At 63.6% G+C, this 14,986-nt stretch carries 13 protein-coding genes; 8 read left to right on the forward strand and 5 right to left on the reverse strand.

All coding sequences use genetic code 11. From position 1 onward, the window contains the following. Positions 1 to 8: 8 nt before the first annotated feature. Both QFZ40_RS03380 and QFZ40_RS03385 read right to left on the reverse strand, forming a co-directional pair. Positions 9 to 1,403 carry a TrkH family potassium uptake protein gene (locus tag QFZ40_RS03380; RefSeq protein ID WP_306902845.1) on the reverse strand — a complete coding sequence of 465 codons (1,395 nt, stop codon included), beginning with the start codon at positions 1,401 to 1,403 and terminating at the stop codon, positions 9 to 11. Further along, positions 1,400 to 2,803, reverse strand: a complete 1,404-nt coding sequence (locus QFZ40_RS03385; protein ID WP_306902846.1) for a hypothetical protein — start codon at positions 2,801 to 2,803, stop codon at positions 1,400 to 1,402. Before QFZ40_RS03385 ends, QFZ40_RS03380 begins: the two co-directional genes overlap by 4 nt. A 399-nt stretch (positions 2,804 to 3,202) precedes the next feature. Between QFZ40_RS03385 and QFZ40_RS03390 the strand changes: the two genes are divergently transcribed. The 7 genes from QFZ40_RS03390 (at position 3,203) to QFZ40_RS03420 (ending at position 10,849) form a co-directional block, all read left to right on the forward strand. Continuing rightward, complete coding sequence (locus tag QFZ40_RS03390; protein WP_306902848.1) at positions 3,203 to 3,940, forward strand: ABC transporter ATP-binding protein; 738 nt, start codon at positions 3,203 to 3,205, stop codon at positions 3,938 to 3,940. Then, complete coding sequence (locus QFZ40_RS03395) at positions 3,940 to 4,722, forward strand: ABC transporter permease (protein ID WP_306902849.1); 783 nt, start codon at positions 3,940 to 3,942, stop codon at positions 4,720 to 4,722. Before QFZ40_RS03390 ends, QFZ40_RS03395 begins: the two co-directional genes overlap by 1 nt. 25 nt (positions 4,723 to 4,747) lie before the next feature. Next, entirely contained in the window at positions 4,748 to 4,933 is a 186-nt protein-coding gene (locus QFZ40_RS03400) for a hypothetical protein (protein WP_306906806.1), read from the forward strand. An 80-nt stretch (positions 4,934 to 5,013) separates the two neighbouring features. Then, the gene (locus tag QFZ40_RS03405) at positions 5,014 to 7,665 is read left to right on the forward strand and encodes a DUF4118 domain-containing protein (RefSeq protein ID WP_306902850.1); all 2,652 of its coding nucleotides are present in this window, start codon (positions 5,014 to 5,016) and stop codon (positions 7,663 to 7,665) included. Continuing rightward, the gene (locus tag QFZ40_RS03410) at positions 7,662 to 8,336 is read left to right on the forward strand and encodes a response regulator (RefSeq protein ID WP_306902851.1); all 675 of its coding nucleotides are present in this window, start codon (positions 7,662 to 7,664) and stop codon (positions 8,334 to 8,336) included. Before QFZ40_RS03405 ends, QFZ40_RS03410 begins: the two co-directional genes overlap by 4 nt. Positions 8,337 to 8,480: 144 nt before the next feature. Beyond that, complete coding sequence (locus tag QFZ40_RS03415; protein WP_306902852.1) at positions 8,481 to 10,457, forward strand: amino acid transporter; 1,977 nt, start codon at positions 8,481 to 8,483, stop codon at positions 10,455 to 10,457. A gap of 29 nt (positions 10,458 to 10,486) precedes the next feature. Then, the gene (locus tag QFZ40_RS03420) at positions 10,487 to 10,849 is read left to right on the forward strand and encodes a hypothetical protein (protein ID WP_306902853.1); all 363 of its coding nucleotides are present in this window, start codon (positions 10,487 to 10,489) and stop codon (positions 10,847 to 10,849) included. A gap of 70 nt (positions 10,850 to 10,919) precedes the next feature. On the opposite strand, the gene QFZ40_RS03425 is transcribed toward QFZ40_RS03420, so the two are convergent. Beyond that, positions 10,920 to 12,587: an AbfB domain-containing protein gene (locus QFZ40_RS03425; protein WP_306902854.1), complete on the reverse strand. Its 1,668-nt coding sequence runs from the start codon at positions 12,585 to 12,587 to the stop codon at positions 10,920 to 10,922. Between the two features lie 165 nt (positions 12,588 to 12,752). Between QFZ40_RS03425 and QFZ40_RS03430 the strand changes: the two genes are divergently transcribed. After that, positions 12,753 to 13,190, forward strand: coding sequence for a VOC family protein (locus QFZ40_RS03430; RefSeq protein WP_306902856.1), 438 nt, complete (start codon positions 12,753 to 12,755; stop codon positions 13,188 to 13,190). 57 nt (positions 13,191 to 13,247) lie between these two features. Here the strand turns inward: QFZ40_RS03430 and QFZ40_RS03435 are convergent, their stop codons facing one another. Both QFZ40_RS03435 and QFZ40_RS03440 read right to left on the reverse strand, forming a co-directional pair. Then, complete coding sequence (locus QFZ40_RS03435; protein ID WP_306902858.1) at positions 13,248 to 13,655, reverse strand: hypothetical protein; 408 nt, start codon at positions 13,653 to 13,655, stop codon at positions 13,248 to 13,250. Then, positions 13,652 to 14,944, reverse strand: a complete 1,293-nt coding sequence (locus QFZ40_RS03440) for a serine/threonine-protein kinase (RefSeq protein ID WP_306902859.1) — start codon at positions 14,942 to 14,944, stop codon at positions 13,652 to 13,654. The genes QFZ40_RS03435 and QFZ40_RS03440 overlap by 4 nt, the downstream gene beginning before the upstream one ends. Positions 14,945 to 14,986: the final 42 nt, after the last annotated feature.

Raw genomic sequence — 14,986 nt, forward strand, 5'->3', positions numbered from 1 at the left:
CGCGGAGTTCAGCCGATGATGGGTCGTTCCTCGGGCAGTTGGTAGAGCCTGGGCCGGGATGAAAGTGCTACGGCTGAGGCCACCGTGACGGTGCCTATACGGCCGGTAAACATCAGAGCCATCAGGACCCATTCGGCGTTGACCGGCAGGTGGTAGGTGATTCCTGTACTTAGCCCGACTGTGCCGAATGCAGAGATGGACTCAAACAGCACTTTTTCGAGGCTGTAGTCGGTGAACATCAGCAGCAGCATGGTTCCCATGATCACTGCTCCGACGCCCAGCAGGGCAACAGTGAGCGCTTGCCGTTGCGATGACGAGCTGATCGACCGGTGCGCGATCGTCACCTGTTCGCGCCCGCGGATTTCATTCCAGATCGCAAAGGCCAACACCAGGAAGGTGGTTACCTTGATGCCTCCCGCGGTACCTGCACTGCCGCCGCCGATGAACATCAGGACGTTGGTGACCATCAATGTTTCCGGAGACGCGAGGCCGTAGTCGATGCTGTTGAAACCGGCCGTCCTCGGAAAGACCCCTCCGGCCAGGGAGCCCAGCAGCTTTCCTCCGAAGCTGAGCGGGCCCAGCGTTTCCGGCCGGTTCCATTCGAACGCCGCGAACAGGGCGATCCCCGCCACGAGAAGCAGCAGTGTGCCATAGATGGTGAGGCGGAGGTGGACACTCCAGTCCTTGATCCTGGTCCCGCCTCTGAGGAGTTGGATGATGACAGGAAAACCAAGTCCTCCGGCAATGATGGCCGCGCAGATCGGAACGATGATCCATGGATCTTCCGCGAAGCCGATGAGGTTGTCGCTGTAGAGGCCGAATCCTGCATTGTTGAATGCCGAAACAGCGTGGAAAATGCCGTGCCACAACGCCGTGGCGGGATTGCGGTCATAGGCGATCCAGAAGCGGGCTGTCAGGATGGTGGCGGTGGCTGCCTCGAAGAAGAGCATGATCCTGGCCACCCGGAACAGCACTGCCCGGACATCGCCAAAGTTCAGCGTGTGGGTTTCGGATTGCGCCACGAGCTGGCCTCTTAAGCCGATGCTCTTGCGCACAAGCAGTGCCAGCAGCGTTGCCAAGGTCATGATCCCGAACCCTCCGACCTGGATGAGTCCGAGGATTACACCTTGGCCGAACGGGGTCCAGAATGTTGCCGTGTCAACGGTGATCAGGCCGGTAACGCAGACCGCGGAGACGGAGGTGAAGAGTGCTGTTGTGAACGTGTCGCCCTCATCTCCTGTCCGAGATATCGGCAGCATCAGCAACATTGCCCCCACAATGATGACGGCCAGGAATGCCAGCGGCACTGAGCGGACCGGGTGCAGCAGACCTCTCTTGAAACGCTCTCCCTCGTCGGCAAAGACTCGCACCTGGCTCCGGCGGATGATTGGACTGTCCGTCATGTGGCACCGGCTCCTAGTGGTTCTGCTTCTGCTTCCGCTCCCACGTTCCGGATACCTGGCGGGCGGCCGGCCTTGGACCACGCCCGATAGAGGACGCCAGCAATAGCGAGGGCAGCCGCGAGACTTGCGACGGGAAGACCGCGGGATAAATTGGCGATGAGCGTGAACGTGACGACGAGCGTGCCGGCAATGTTCATGATCAAATAACCGAGGTGACGGGCACGGCGGGAGAAGACGGCCATGGACATCAGTCCTGCGAGGAAGCTGAGAAAGACCGACACGGCGTAGAACAGGACAAGCTCCTGATCATTTCCACCTGCTGCAGCCGTGGCCGCTCCAGCCAGGAGAGCAAACAGGCCCACTCCCCAATAGGGGGTGTGATGAGTGTTGGTGTGGCCCAGACGGGCTGAGAGTATGCCGACGGTTGTTCCTTTCGGACTGGTGTGTCGCGCAAGCGCTTTAAGCAGACCAGGGCCAGCCTGGAAGGACGAACTCGCCGCTGCCAGGAGCAGGAGGGCGGTGACGAGTTGGAAGGCGGCAAAGACGGGTCCGGGCGCGGCCAGCCGTGCGAGTTCTGCTATCTGGGTGCTGTGTTGGGGTGGGATTCCGACCTGCAAGAGAGCAGCTTCCGCTGCCAGGCCAAGCGTAATGGTTCCAACAATGGTGAGGGTGAGCCAGAGGGTAACGCGTCCGAAGCGGCTTCTGCCCGGGTTGTCCAGCTGTCCCAGTTGCGCGATCGCGGAGGACGGAGCCTCGACACCGGTGGCGAGGGCCATGGCGACCGGAAAAGCCAGGATCACTGCTATCGCCGGGGGCTGCCCCGGTGTGTTGGTGATGGTGCCTATCGGCCGCGGTGTCGCGCCCAGACCGTAAAACAGGACGACAGCGGCGACGATGATGAACGCCAGAGTCATCGAAGCGAAGACCAGTCTCCCAAGGTGGCCGAACCAGGTGATTCCCCCGACGAGGACGACCAGGCACAAAGCCAGCAATACCCGCCAAGGCGCCAAGGCCGGGAAGTAGGCAATCGCGGCTGAGGCGCCGGCCGAGACGCTGATGGCAATGGTGAGGACAAAATCGACCACGAGCGCGCCGATGGGGATAAAGGACCAGCCGTCTCCGAAGGCTTCACCCGTTGCGGCTGCGGCACCGCCACCCTGCGGATAGCGGATGATCAGCTGCCTGTAGTTAAGGATGACCAACGCGATGATCGCCACGACAAGGAGCATCGTCGGCACCAGCAGCGCCAAGTCACCGCCCAAGGCCCGCAGGGCTGCTTCGATGGCGTAGGCGACTGAGGAAACAGGGTCAGCCATCACTGCGAACGCGAAGGCGAGCAACAGCGCTGTGCGGGAGTGCAGAAGGCCACCGGTCTGCGCGTGGCTTTTGAATCGGCTCATCTACATAGACCCGGGGCCGACGGGGATTCCATCGTCCAGCGGAAGCAGATGTTCGGCATCAGACCCGTCACATCCTGCTATGGATCTCCTGGGAGGCCCGTCCACGTTGGAGGACATAAACTCCAATGCCTCCTGGTCAAGTGGATACGGATGGCATACAGCTCGAAAGAACGCCGGACGCGCGACAGCGCTGACACCACAACAATGCACACGATAACACGACCGCGATGTTGATGATCCTGAGGCCCACGAGGGTAAACACGAGCACGAGCGGCCGCGACTTAGGGGCCGCTCGGGGTGCCTGCAGGTCTGGTAGGCGGCAGGGGTTTCGCTGATGGCGTTCTTCCGGTATCTTCCGACGAAAGAGGCCATGATCATCGATCACAGGGCGGCGAACCGATGAAAACCCCAGCTGCCGTTAATGCAGAGCGGGTATCGAAGGCTGTAGGCGGATTTCCAGTCCTGGACGAGGTGTGTCTTGATGTGGGGCCGTCGGAAATTCATGCCCTGATAGGGCTGAACGGCGCCGGAAAGACAACGTTGATGCGGATACTGCTTGGCATGCTCAAACCGGACCGGGTATCCGTGCACTTGGCGCGGATCCCGGTATTCGATTCGCCTGCGCAGGTATGGTCAAGAGTCGGACAGATGCTGGAGACTCCCTTCGCGTACCCGGAGTTGACTGCGCGCGAGAACGTGTACTGCTCCGCACGGTTGCATGGAATGCGCCGGGAGGCAGCCGACCTCGCCACGAGGCGTGCATTATCTGATCTGGGTCTGGAGCGCTATGCCCGTCAGCGTGTCGGGACGCTGTCCCTTGGAAACCGGCAGCGTGTCGGTCTGGCGGCCGCCCTGGTCCATGGACCGGATGTGCTTGTCCTGGACGAGCCGACCAATGCCCTGGACCCCCGCGGTGTCATCGTTCTTCGCCGGCTACTTCGGGAGGCGTGCCGGGACAGGGGCGCCGCCATCCTTGTCTCGAGCCACCACCTTGATGAAGTCTCACGGATGGCAGACAGGATTAGCGTGCTTCACCGGGGAAGGATCATCGGTTCACTGCAGCCAGGGACAGTGGACCTTGAACGCCGGTTCTTCGATCTCGTGCTGCACTCCGACCTGCATGAGCAGGGGCAATAGTGAGCACTTCCGCCGAGGCCAGGGAGTTCGAGGCCCTGAAGTTCCGCCGGGCACCGGTGGTACGGACCGTGTCCGTCCTGATTGGTGTCGCCCTTCCGGTACTCGCGGCGGCCTTCATGGTCGCGGCGACCTCTGACGGCTCCAGCCAGATTGGTCTCAAAGCTGCTGCCATGCTGACTGGTACAGGCTGGGACGGGTATCTGGCGATAGTGGGAATGCTCCTGTCCGTCGGGGCGCTGATGGGTATTGGTTTCGTGGTGTGCTGGTGCTTCGGGCGCGAGTTCACTGAAAAGACCGAGGCCTGCCTCTTTGCCTTGCCGGTCAGTCGGCGGCGGCTGGCCTACGCGAAGTTTACGGTGATCCTTCTCTGGTCACTTGTGCTTTGCCTGACCAGCGTAATGGTTGCCTTGCTTGCAGGCGTCATCATCGGTCTGGGCCTGCCGGGTCCTGAACTGCTCGGTGCCGCGGGGAAGGCATGGTGCGGGGGTGTCCTCGCAGCCCTGCTGGCTTGTCCCCTTGCTGTCGTGGCCAGCATGGCCCGCGGCTACCTTCCCGGCGTCGGCGCACTGGTGCTCCTGGTGGTCATCACCCAGGTGGTGACTGCGTTTGGAGCCGGGGCGTGGTTTCCCTATGCAGCGCCCGGGCTATGGATGGGCATGGGCGGTGCTGCCGCAGCCGAAACGGTTAGCCCACTGCAACTCTTCCTCTGCCTCCCGGTCGCCCTGCTCGGCATCGCTATAACCGGTCAGTGGTGGAAGGACATGCAAATCAGTTCGGGCTAGGACAGGCACGACCCTCGTCCCGGGCCTGCTCTACCCGGCCGCGGTCTTCGGCATTGGCCAGCCCGCCCAGGCGAATGGCTCAATCATCAAGAACGCAACAGGAAGCCCGGCAGCCTCCGCCCTGATCGTCCAGAGCCAAGACGCTGTCTTGGCCCTGTGGAGCGGAACACCATCTCCGGGCTGGAGGCCTTGCTTGGCCAGCCATCCGTGAACGTCACCACTGAACCTTGACGTCGCCGCCCGGTAACGGCCTCGGCAACCAATATGCCTACGCAATGAAAGAATGACGGCATGGCACGTGGAACGCTGCGGATCTTCCTCGGGGCAGCGCCCGGGGTCGGCAAGACCTTCGCCATGCTCGAGGAGGCCCACGGCTTGCTGGGCAAGGGCCACGACGTGGTCGTCGCCCTAGTGATGGACCATGGACGGGTCGGCACCAGGGCCCTGCTGGACGGTCTGGAGGTAGTCCCGCCCAAGGTCCTGAGCTACCGTGGAACCAGCTTCGAAGAGATGGACATTGACGCTGTCCTGGCCCGCAAACCCGCCACGGCCATCGTGGACGAATACGCCCACTCCAACATCCCGGGCAGCCGCCATGAAAAACGCTGGCAGGACATCGAAGAACTTCTCGATGCCGGGATCAACGTTCACTCCACGGTGAACGTCCAGCATCTGGCCTCGCTCGGGGATGTGGTCAGTGCGATCGCCGGGGTAAAGCAGTCCGAAGCCGTTCCCGATGACATTGTCCGCCGGGCCGATCAGATCGACTTGGTGGACATATCCCCCGAACTGCTTCGCCAGCGCCTCAGCGAAGGCAGCATCTACGCGCCGGACAAAATCGACGCCGCCCTGTCCAACTACTTCCGGCTGGGAAACCTGACCGCGCTCCGTGAACTGGCTCTGCTGTGGCTGGCAGACAGGGTGGACGAAGGGCTCTCCCGCTACCGCGCTGAAAACAATATCGTCGCAACCTGGCCTGCCCGTCAGCGGATCGTTGTCGGGCTCACTGGCGGTACGGAAGGTGAAGTGCTCATCCGCAGGGCTGCCCGGGCGCTGACTCGGGTCAGCGGCGGAGACCTGCTCGCCGTCCACGTCCGCGACTCCGACGGCGGAACTAGCGAATCCCCGCGCTCACTTGAAGCCCAGCGTCAGCTGGTGGCAGACCTCGGTGGCAGCTACCACACCGTCGCTGGCGACGACGCGGCCCGGGCGCTGCTGGACTTCGCCCGGAGCGTCAACGCCACCCAGATCGTCATTGGTGTCTCCCAGCACAAGGCAATGACACGGCTTTTCGCCGGAGCCGGCATCGGTGCCCGGGTGGTGCGCGGATCCGGGGACATCGACGTGCTCATGGTCTCCCATCCGCTGGGAGCCAAAGGAACCGGGAGCCAGCCACGCGGTGCGCTTGGCCGACGACGGGTGGCGTCCGGATTTGCACTCGCCGTCGTCCTCCCGGTCCTGCTGCAGGTTGTGCTCGGCCAAAGCCCCGAACACAATGTCGGCACCGCCGCGCTGCTCCAGTTGACCGGGTCCGTCACTGTGGCCCTGGTCGGCGGATTGTGGCCGGCCATCCTTGCGGCCATGTGGAGCAGCCTGCTGGTGAACTACTTCTCCACACCTCCGCTGGGCACACTGACCATCAGCGACCCGCAAAACGTTCTGGCCCTCCTGGTGTTCGTCGGAGTGTCCACCGCGGTGGCGTTGGTCGTTGACCGTTCAGCCCGCCGCTCAAAGGAAGCAGCCCGAGCACGGGTAGAAGCCGTCACGCTCAGTGAACTGGCGCGCGGTGCCGTACGGTCAGCCGATTCCTTGACGGCGCTGCTGGATCAGGCCGTGGATGTATTCCAGGTCCGCAGCGCGGCCCTCTTCACCGCAGAGACCAGCGTGGATCCCGGTGCCGCCGGCGGAGATGACGTGTCATGGCACAGGGTTGCAGCTGCCGGCGAAAATCCGCCCGATTCGATGGCCGACGCTGAAAACATCGAACGCATCGACGCCGCCACCGCACTTGTCCTGACAGGCCGGACCCTGCCCGCCAGCGACAGGCGCCTCCTCAGCGCGTTCGCTGCCCACGTAACCGCTCTGCAGGAACGCAAGCAACTAAGTATGAGTCGGAGGGAGAATCTCCGCTTGGCCGAGGGAAACACCATGCGCACGGCAATCCTCCGCGCGGTATCCCACGATCTGCGCACGCCCTTGACCGGCATCAAGCTCGCCGTCAGCAGCCTGCGTCAGACCGGTGTCCGTTTCACCCAGGAAGAGGAGAAGGAGATGCTGGCCACCATCGAGGACTACACCGACAGGCTCGATCTGCTGGTCGGGAACCTGCTGGACATGTCACGAATTACCAGCGACGCGGTGAACCCGCTGCTGCGGCCGCTGCGGTGGTACGAGGTCCTTCCGGGCGCCTTACAGGGTGTTCCTCCGGGAAGCGTTCGCGTGGACCTGGCTCCCAACATGCCCGAAATCGACGCCGACGCGGGGATGCTCGAGAGGGTCATTGCCAATATCGTCGAGAACGCGCACAAATACGCCCCCAACTCTGACATTGTCATTGTCGGAACAGTCGGGGGCCTGGGTACGGCCACCATCAAGGGCCGCCCGACCGGTGAACTACGCATCATCGACCATGGACAAGGCGTGCCAGCCGAAAACGTCGTAGCCATGTTCAGGCCCTTCCAACGGCTCGACGACATCCCCTCCGTCACTGGTGTAGGCCTTGGGCTTGCCGTGGCCAAAGGATTCCTCGAAGCCATGGGAGGCACACTCACTGCTGAGCCGACCCCGGGCGGGGGACTCACCATGGTCATCCGGCTGCCCCTGTCCACCGGAACGCCCTGGGAGGGCACACACGATGCTGTCACCACCGAGTCGCAATCAGTGCTCAAAGCATGGAAGAAACCTGAACTCCACCTGCCTGGGCAGGTGAAGAAAACTTCATGACATCGGTGCTGATCGTCGACGACGAGGCGCAGATCCTGCGCACGCTTCAAATCAACCTCCAGGCCCGTGGCTACACCGTCTACACCGCCGATGACGGCGCCTCGGCGCTTCACGAAGCCGCGCAACACTCGGTCGATGTCATCATCCTGGACCTGGGGCTCCCGGATATCGACGGCGTCGAGGTGATCAGGCGGCTTCGAGGCTGGAGCCCCACGCCGGTCATCGTCCTGTCGGCACGCCATGGTTCCGATGATAAAGTCAACGCTCTGGACGCCGGGGCGGATGACTACATCACCAAACCCTTTGGCCTGGAAGAGCTCCTGGCACGGCTGCGCGCCGTGTCCCGCCGTACCGCCGAAGCCGATGACGTTCCAGCCATCATCACTGCTGCATTCACGGTCGACCTTGCCCGCCGACGCGTGAGCCGGGACGACCGGGAGATCCGCCTGACGCCGATCGAGTGGAGCATCCTGGAGATCCTCATACGCAACCCCGAAAAACTCGTCACACAGCAGCAGCTCCTGACACGCATTTGGGGTCCCGCGTACGTCAAAGAAACCCACTATCTCCGCGTCTACATGGGACAGCTCCGGCGCAAACTTGAACTGGAGCCCTCCAGCCCCCGGCATCTGCTGACCGAAGCCGGCGTAGGCTACCGGTTCATCCCCTAGCCCCGCGCGCGGCAAGTTTGTCTGAGGGGCGTTAATAATGCGTCAGGCGGGCATCAAGAATCCGTAAAGGGCGTCATCCCGCGACCCTGCCGGTGTTACGGTCGGCTGTGATCGCGGCGTGGTGCGCTGCGCGGAAAGGTACAGATGACCACGTTAAGCAGGCCCCCGGCAGATCCGTCGGCACCCCGGCCTGGCGGCATGACCTCCCTTAAGGGCTGGCTGCTATTCGGTCTCCAGGACAGCAAGGGGATCCATCAGGGCCCGGGCGCGGTGAGCGACGCCCACCTGAAGAAGCACTCGTGGTGGCAGGTCATGTGCCTGACCGGAGTCGACTATTTCTCCACCCTGGGCTACCAGCCAGCCATCGCCGCGCTGGCAGCAGGGGTCATCTCGCCCCTTGCCACCATGGTGCTCGTTGCCGTCACCCTGCTTGGCGCCCTGCCGGTCTACCGTCGCGTTGCCGGCGAGAGCCATCGCGGGGAAGGCTCCATCGCGATGCTTGAACGGCTTCTGCCCCGCTGGGGAGGCAAGCTCTTCGTCCTCATCCTCCTGGGGTTCGCCGCTACCGACTTCATGATCACCATGACACTCTCGGCCGCCGACGCCAGCGCACACTTGATCCAGAACCCGATTGCCCCCGGGTGGCTGCAGGGCCAGAACGTCCTTGTCACCCTGTTCCTGCTGGCGCTGCTCGCGGCGGTGTTCCTCCGGGGCTTCAGGGAAGCAATCGGAGTCGCAGTCGCCCTCGTGGTCCTCTACCTTGGGCTCAATGCGGTAGTGGTGGTGGTGACGCTCATGGAGGTGTTCTCACACCCCGTTGCCCTAGGAGACTGGTGGACTACGCTCTGGACATCGCACGGGGACCCACTTATGGTCGTGGCGATTGCCCTTCTGGTCTTTCCCAAACTGGCCCTCGGCCTTTCCGGTTTCGAGACGGGCGTGGCCGTCATGCCCCAGGTCAGGGGAGACGAGACTGACACCGAGGACAACCCTGCCGGCCGAATCCGCGGAACCAGGCGCATGCTGACCACTGCCGCGGTGATCATGAGCTGTTTCCTGATCGCCACCAGCTTCATTACCGTCGTCCTCATCCCGGCCCAGGAGTTCGAACCGGGCGGTCAGGCAAACGGACGTGCCCTGGCCTTCCTTGCACATGAGTACATGGGCGTAGAGTTCGGCAGCGTCTACGACATCAGCACCATTGCCATCCTCTGGTTCGCGGGCGCCTCCGCCATGGCCGGACTGCTGAACCTCGTGCCGAGGTACCTGCCCCGCTACGGGATGGCGCCCGGATGGGCCAAAGCCGTCCGTCCCCTCGTTCTTGTCTTCACCCTGATCGGTTTCGTCATCACCTACCTGTTTGACGCTGACGTGGATGCCCAAGGCGGCGCCTACGCCACCGGTGTCCTGGTGCTGATGACGTCCGCAGCCGTTGCCGTGACGCTGTCCGCGCGCCGGAAAAACCAGCGCAAACGTACAGTCGGATTCGGCGTGATTTCCCTGGTGTTCACCTACACCACCGTGGCCAACATCTTTGAACGGCCGGAAGGCATCAGGATCGCCGGCATCTTCATCCTCGGCATCATCGTGATCTCCCTGCTATCCCGCGTGCGCCGTTCCTTCGAACTGCACGCCACGCACGTCCACCTCGACCGCCAGGCCCTGGAATTCATGTCCGAGGTGCTCGACGGGCCGCTGGCGATCATTTCCCACGAACCCCTACGGCTGAGCGCAGAGGCGTACAAGGCGAAGCTTTCGTCAGCGATCGAGGTCAGCCACCTGCCCGTGGACCAGCAGGCCCTGTTCCTGGAGGTCGTCGTCGATGATTCCTCCGACTTCGAAACCGAGCTCGAAGTCCGCGGCGTAACCCGCCACGGATACCGCATCCTGGAAGTGCACGGCCCCGTCGTTCCCAACACCATCGCCTCCGTCCTGCTCCACATCCGCGACGTCACCGGTTTGATGCCCCACATCTACTTCCGCTGGACTGAAGGGAATCCGGTGGCCAACCTCCTGCGGTTCCTGTTCCTCGGCGAGGGTGAGATCGCTCCGGTCACCCGGGAAGTGTTGAGGGAGGCTGAGCCCGATGTCACCAAACGCCCCTGGGTCCACGTTGGCTGACGCGTCTGCATAAGCCGGAAGAAGGGCGGATGGACTGGCGTGGAGGGCGTGGCGACGGCGGGCTGAGGTTTGCTGCAGCGCGTGAGTTTGTGGAGGGTTACGGCGGCCGCGGCGTGGACGGCTTTGCCTACCGGCCGCCGGGCGACTATCTCTTCAGGGATGAGTCCGGGGATGTCTGGTGGATCATTTTCCAGGAATCCGACGATGCTTCAAACAATTCCCGGCGCCGGGGAGATGTTCTGGCGTGCAGCGAATCCCATGGGGAACAGGTCCATGTGCGGGTGCTGGCTTCCGATGTCGGCCGCGCTGAAGCTGACGCAGCGTTCCGGCAGAACGTACCGTGCACTTTCGAAGAGGCCGCAGAAATTGCCGTCCGGATCAGGCCGGCCTGACTCCGCCGTTTCATCTAACGCCGCAAGATCAGCTAGCAATTGCTTATGCCGGTTCAGCCCGGCAGGGTTCCTAATCGACCATTCGAAATGTCGCGTCGGCACGGTCGAGGTCACTCACGATCGGTGTCAGGCTGACGCCGAAGTTGCGGTGGCGGATGTAATGGTCCGGGTAGTTGTGTGCTCGAAACGAAGTAAGGCGGTCATGGGCGAGCCCGGTGACCGGGAGGAAGGTCGCATCGGCCTTGAACAGTGCCGAGCCGTCATTGGGGGCCAGCACCATCCGGTAGAACGAGTGGCGCAGGAAGTGGCCGGGCATGTCCACTGACTCGAACGAGATACGGCCGTCCGCCTGGGCGGCCAGCCCGGGGACCACCCGGAACTGTGAGTCCATGAGCGGCGAGGTTGTGGGCTCGATCCGCACTGTTGATCCTGTGTGCCGGATGTACCGGTCCGGGAAGTTGAAGGTTTGCAGCCGGGAGACGTGGCTGCCGGTCTGGGCCGGGTACTGCATGAGGGTGCCGAATCCCAGGGCGTCGTATCCGCCCGAAGCCGTGCCGTAGTCGCCGCCTCCGCCGTCGGGCCGCAGGGTGGCGGCGATCTGGCTCACCCACGGGGCACTGAGGCCCATGCGGCCGGAGTAGTGCCCCAGAACCTGGTCCCACACCGGCCGGGCCTGCCCGCGGCCGCCCGCGCCGGGGACCGTCTGGGTGTTCCAGCCGGCGTGGGGTGCGGTAGTCGACTTTGGGCCGGACTGCCAGGTGTAAGGGGTAAACGGGACGTCGTATCCGAGGTTGTACTTTGCGACGTACTCGGCGGCCTTGAGGAATCGGTTGTTGTCCTGGCCGTAGCAGTCGATGCCCTGGTTCCATGCCATTTCACAGAACGCGCCCATGAGCCCGATGCCCATGATCGTGTGGCCCTGGTCGCGGCCGCTCTCCTGCCACTGGGCCAGGCCCTGGTCCTCGTAAACGTAGGGCACGGCGTGCGGCAGCGAGCCGTTGCCCGCGCCGCCCTGGAAGTACGTAACGGCCCGGTCAACGAGGTCCGCGCGGTCAGCGAAAATGCCGATCGCCAGGACCGATGCCATATTGCACAGGTCCCAGTTGGCCCAGTAGTTGGTGATGACGGCGCCGTTGTGCTTGGTGAGGAAGTCCTCGTTCATCGGGTAGAAGACCGTCAGAAGCATGCCGCGGAACCGCTCGAACTCGAAGTCGGGGTGGTCCCGGACCAGCTCGGCCGCGTTCGCGAACTGGTAGCCGTAGATGCCCGCTGCCAGGAAACGGTCGGCGTTGCCGCTGACTGTGGTCAGCATCCCGGACCAGGCGTTGAGGATCCGCACGGCAGCCGCCCCATGGGCAGCGTCGCCGGAGATCCGCCACCGCAGGGCGTTCTGGTAAGCGGCATGGATATCCAGGTATAACTGCGGATAGTTCTGGCCGGTGCCGCCACGGACGACTGTATCCAGCGGGCGCGGCTGCCACCCCGAGTTGGAGCGGCCATTCGCCGCGAGGCGGTCCCATCCACCCAGCCACGGCTGCGCGCGGCTGCCGACCTGCGTCGAGACACGCTCGAGATCGGACAGCGTGTGCACTAATCCGGGATGGGCATACGTCAGCGTCGCGCCCGAAGGGGTGGTAGCCAAAGAAGCGGTACCCGGCTGGGCGAGGCTGTGCGTGGTGGCTGAGCTACTTGAGGCGCTGAACGCTACCAGTGGCAGGGCGATGGACGCGCCGGCCATAAAGGACCTGCGCGAGACACGACCGGAAGAACTCAGTGCGCGGTGATTCCTTGTCATTGACTTCCGTTCGATTGATGTGTCCACCCCTGACGACAAATGTAGCCGACCCCGGCTCGCGCCCTCCGCCACTGGAGCTAATCGCGCCGCCTTGGTAGCTTTCAACGCATGGCCATCAAATTAGAGAATGTAGGTATCGCTGTTCGCGACATCGAGGCGGCAATCGCCTTTTTCAGCGATCTCGGTCTTACGGTCATCGGCCGTGACACGATCAGCGGCGAGTGGGCCGATACTGCCGTTGGACTTGATGGCAACCACGCCAAAATCGCCATGCTCCAGACCCCTGACGGTCAGGGTCGGCTCGAGCTCTTCGAATACATCCACCCCGAGGCGATCGAGTCGAACCCGACGCGTCCCAACGACATTGGCATGCACCGTGTTGCCTTCTCGGTAGACGACATCGATATGGCCCTTGAGGTAGCTGCAAAGCACGGATGCCATCCGCTGCGCGGAGTGGCGACCTACGGCGACGTCTACAAACTCACGTACCTCCGCGGTCCCAGCGGAATCCTGGTGATGCTCGCCGAGGAACTGAAGAAGGACTGACGCCCGAACCCCGCGCCAGCCTGACGTGGACGTGGCCGGGCTCCGCGTAGGCAGTGATCAGTTCTTGCCCTTGTCTTTCTGGTTCTCGGCCTCTTTTTTCGCGTCTTCTTCCTGCTTCTTGCCGTCCTTGCCCGAGGAAGGAGTAGCTGTCGGATCCGGTTGGGGCGCCGGTGTCATGGCGGTGTCAAGGTCGCTCTTGATGGTGCTGATGGCGGCCTCGATCCGGGTCTTGCGCTGCTGGGATACCTGGCCCCGTTCAGCAGCTGTTGTGACGTCCTGGCCCAGTTGTTGAAGCTCGGCCAGAGCTGCGGGGAAGTTCTTGTTCGCGGCTAGCTGCTTTGCCGTGGCCACGCGGGTTTGGAGATTTCCCGCAACCCCCTTGTCCAGGTCGGGTGCAGCGGCGCACGCAGCGAACAAGGAAACTCCAAGGCAGGCGGCCAGAGTAGCTGTCAGCAGTCTGTTCATGGTGTGACGCTTTCTTCCAGTTCCTTAAAGTGTTCGCCCATTTGGCCGGGGATAACCGCCGGCGATGTTTCCACCGGCGCCGGCGCCGCTGCCTGCCGCTGGACGGACGTCAGCAGTACTCCTACGAGGATTACGACGACGGCGGCAACCGCGGCCAGCGCCCACAGGCGGCGGCCCCGGATGCTGACAAGTTTCTTCCAGGAACGCCCTCGGACCTCTTCCGGCTGCGCGGAGGCCGGTTCACGTGCCGGCTGGTCCGGCGCAGGCCGCCACGAGGTGGCGTTGGTTGCCTGGCTGTCCGGGAGGGCAGGCAGCCGGGCCTCCTGCACCGGGGGACGGTTGCCGGCTCCGCCGGTGTCCAGGACCCTCGTCGCCGGCGAATGCGCAGGCAGGGCGGGCTCTGTCCCATCCGGAATTTTGGCTTGTGGAATTTTGGCTTGAATGGTCCATTCCCCGTCGGCACCCAGTGCCGCCGAGACGCTTGCTGCATCCGGCCGGTCCTGCGGGTCCCGCGCGGTCATGGCGGCAAGCAGGGATCGCCATTGCGGGCCCAGCGCCTCCGGAATGTCAGGGAGCCGGGAGAGCCTGGCCACGGCGGCTTCCAGCGGAGGTCCGGGGAATGCCACCCTCCCGGTCAGGGTTTCCAGCAGCACCAGGCCCAGAGAATAGATGTCGGCCTGCGGTCCCACCTTGTCGCCGGTGGCCTGTTCCGGACTCAGGTAAGCCGCGGTTCCGGGGATCATGTTCGTTAACGTGAGCCGGGCGCCGTCGAGCATCCGGGCGATTCCGAAGTCGGCGAGCTTAGGCCGCAGCGGAGAATCCGCGCCGTACCGGGTCAGCAGGATGTTGGCCGGCTTCACATCGCGGTGCACCACGCCACGTTCGTGAATGTAGTGCAGGGCTTCAGCCAGTTCGGCCCCGATCCGGGCGGCTTCTTCCCCGGTCAGCGGTCCGGCTGCGAGATGCCGGTGAAGGTCCGTTCCAGGGACCAGCTCCATGACAAGAAACGGCGCTTCCCTTTGGCCCCGGCGCAGGGTCCCTGTGTCGAACAGCGTGACAAGTCCGTGGTGGTTCAGCTGCGCGAGCGTCCGGGCTTCTGCCTGCTGCCTTGCCAGGTCCTCCGCGTCGGTGACGTCGTCGCGGAAGATCTTCAGTGCCACCTCACGGTTGAGCACCAGGTCCGTTCCGCGGTAGACGCTACCCATGCCGCCGTGGCCCAGCACTTCTCCCACCCGGTAACGCTCACCGAGAACCGTTCCGGTGATGCTGGTCGTCGTATCTTCGGTCATGGGCTCCTGTCTTCCTTCGGAACCCACTCTAGTCATCTCATG

This window comes from Arthrobacter pascens, from assembly GCF_030816475.1.
Lineage (GTDB): Bacteria > Actinomycetota > Actinomycetes > Actinomycetales > Micrococcaceae > Arthrobacter > Arthrobacter pascens_B.

Coding starts and splice junctions, on each gene's coding strand:
- QFZ40_RS03380 (WP_306902845.1), bottom strand. CDS start 1,403: ATGACGGACAGTCCAATCATCCGCCGGAGCCAGGTGCGAGTCTTTGCC.
- QFZ40_RS03385 (WP_306902846.1), bottom strand. CDS start 2,803: ATGAGCCGATTCAAAAGCCACGCGCAGACCGGTGGCCTTCTGCACTCC.
- QFZ40_RS03390 (WP_306902848.1), top strand. CDS start 3,203: ATGAAAACCCCAGCTGCCGTTAATGCAGAGCGGGTATCGAAGGCTGTA.
- QFZ40_RS03405 (WP_306902850.1), top strand. CDS start 5,014: ATGGCACGTGGAACGCTGCGGATCTTCCTCGGGGCAGCGCCCGGGGTC.
- QFZ40_RS03410 (WP_306902851.1), top strand. CDS start 7,662: ATGACATCGGTGCTGATCGTCGACGACGAGGCGCAGATCCTGCGCACG.
- QFZ40_RS03415 (WP_306902852.1), top strand. CDS start 8,481: ATGACCACGTTAAGCAGGCCCCCGGCAGATCCGTCGGCACCCCGGCCT.
- QFZ40_RS03420 (WP_306902853.1), top strand. CDS start 10,487: ATGGACTGGCGTGGAGGGCGTGGCGACGGCGGGCTGAGGTTTGCTGCA.
- QFZ40_RS03425 (WP_306902854.1), bottom strand. CDS start 12,587: ATGGCCGGCGCGTCCATCGCCCTGCCACTGGTAGCGTTCAGCGCCTCA.
- QFZ40_RS03430 (WP_306902856.1), top strand. CDS start 12,753: ATGGCCATCAAATTAGAGAATGTAGGTATCGCTGTTCGCGACATCGAG.
- QFZ40_RS03435 (WP_306902858.1), bottom strand. CDS start 13,655: ATGAACAGACTGCTGACAGCTACTCTGGCCGCCTGCCTTGGAGTTTCC.
- QFZ40_RS03440 (WP_306902859.1), bottom strand. CDS start 14,944: ATGACCGAAGATACGACGACCAGCATCACCGGAACGGTTCTCGGTGAG.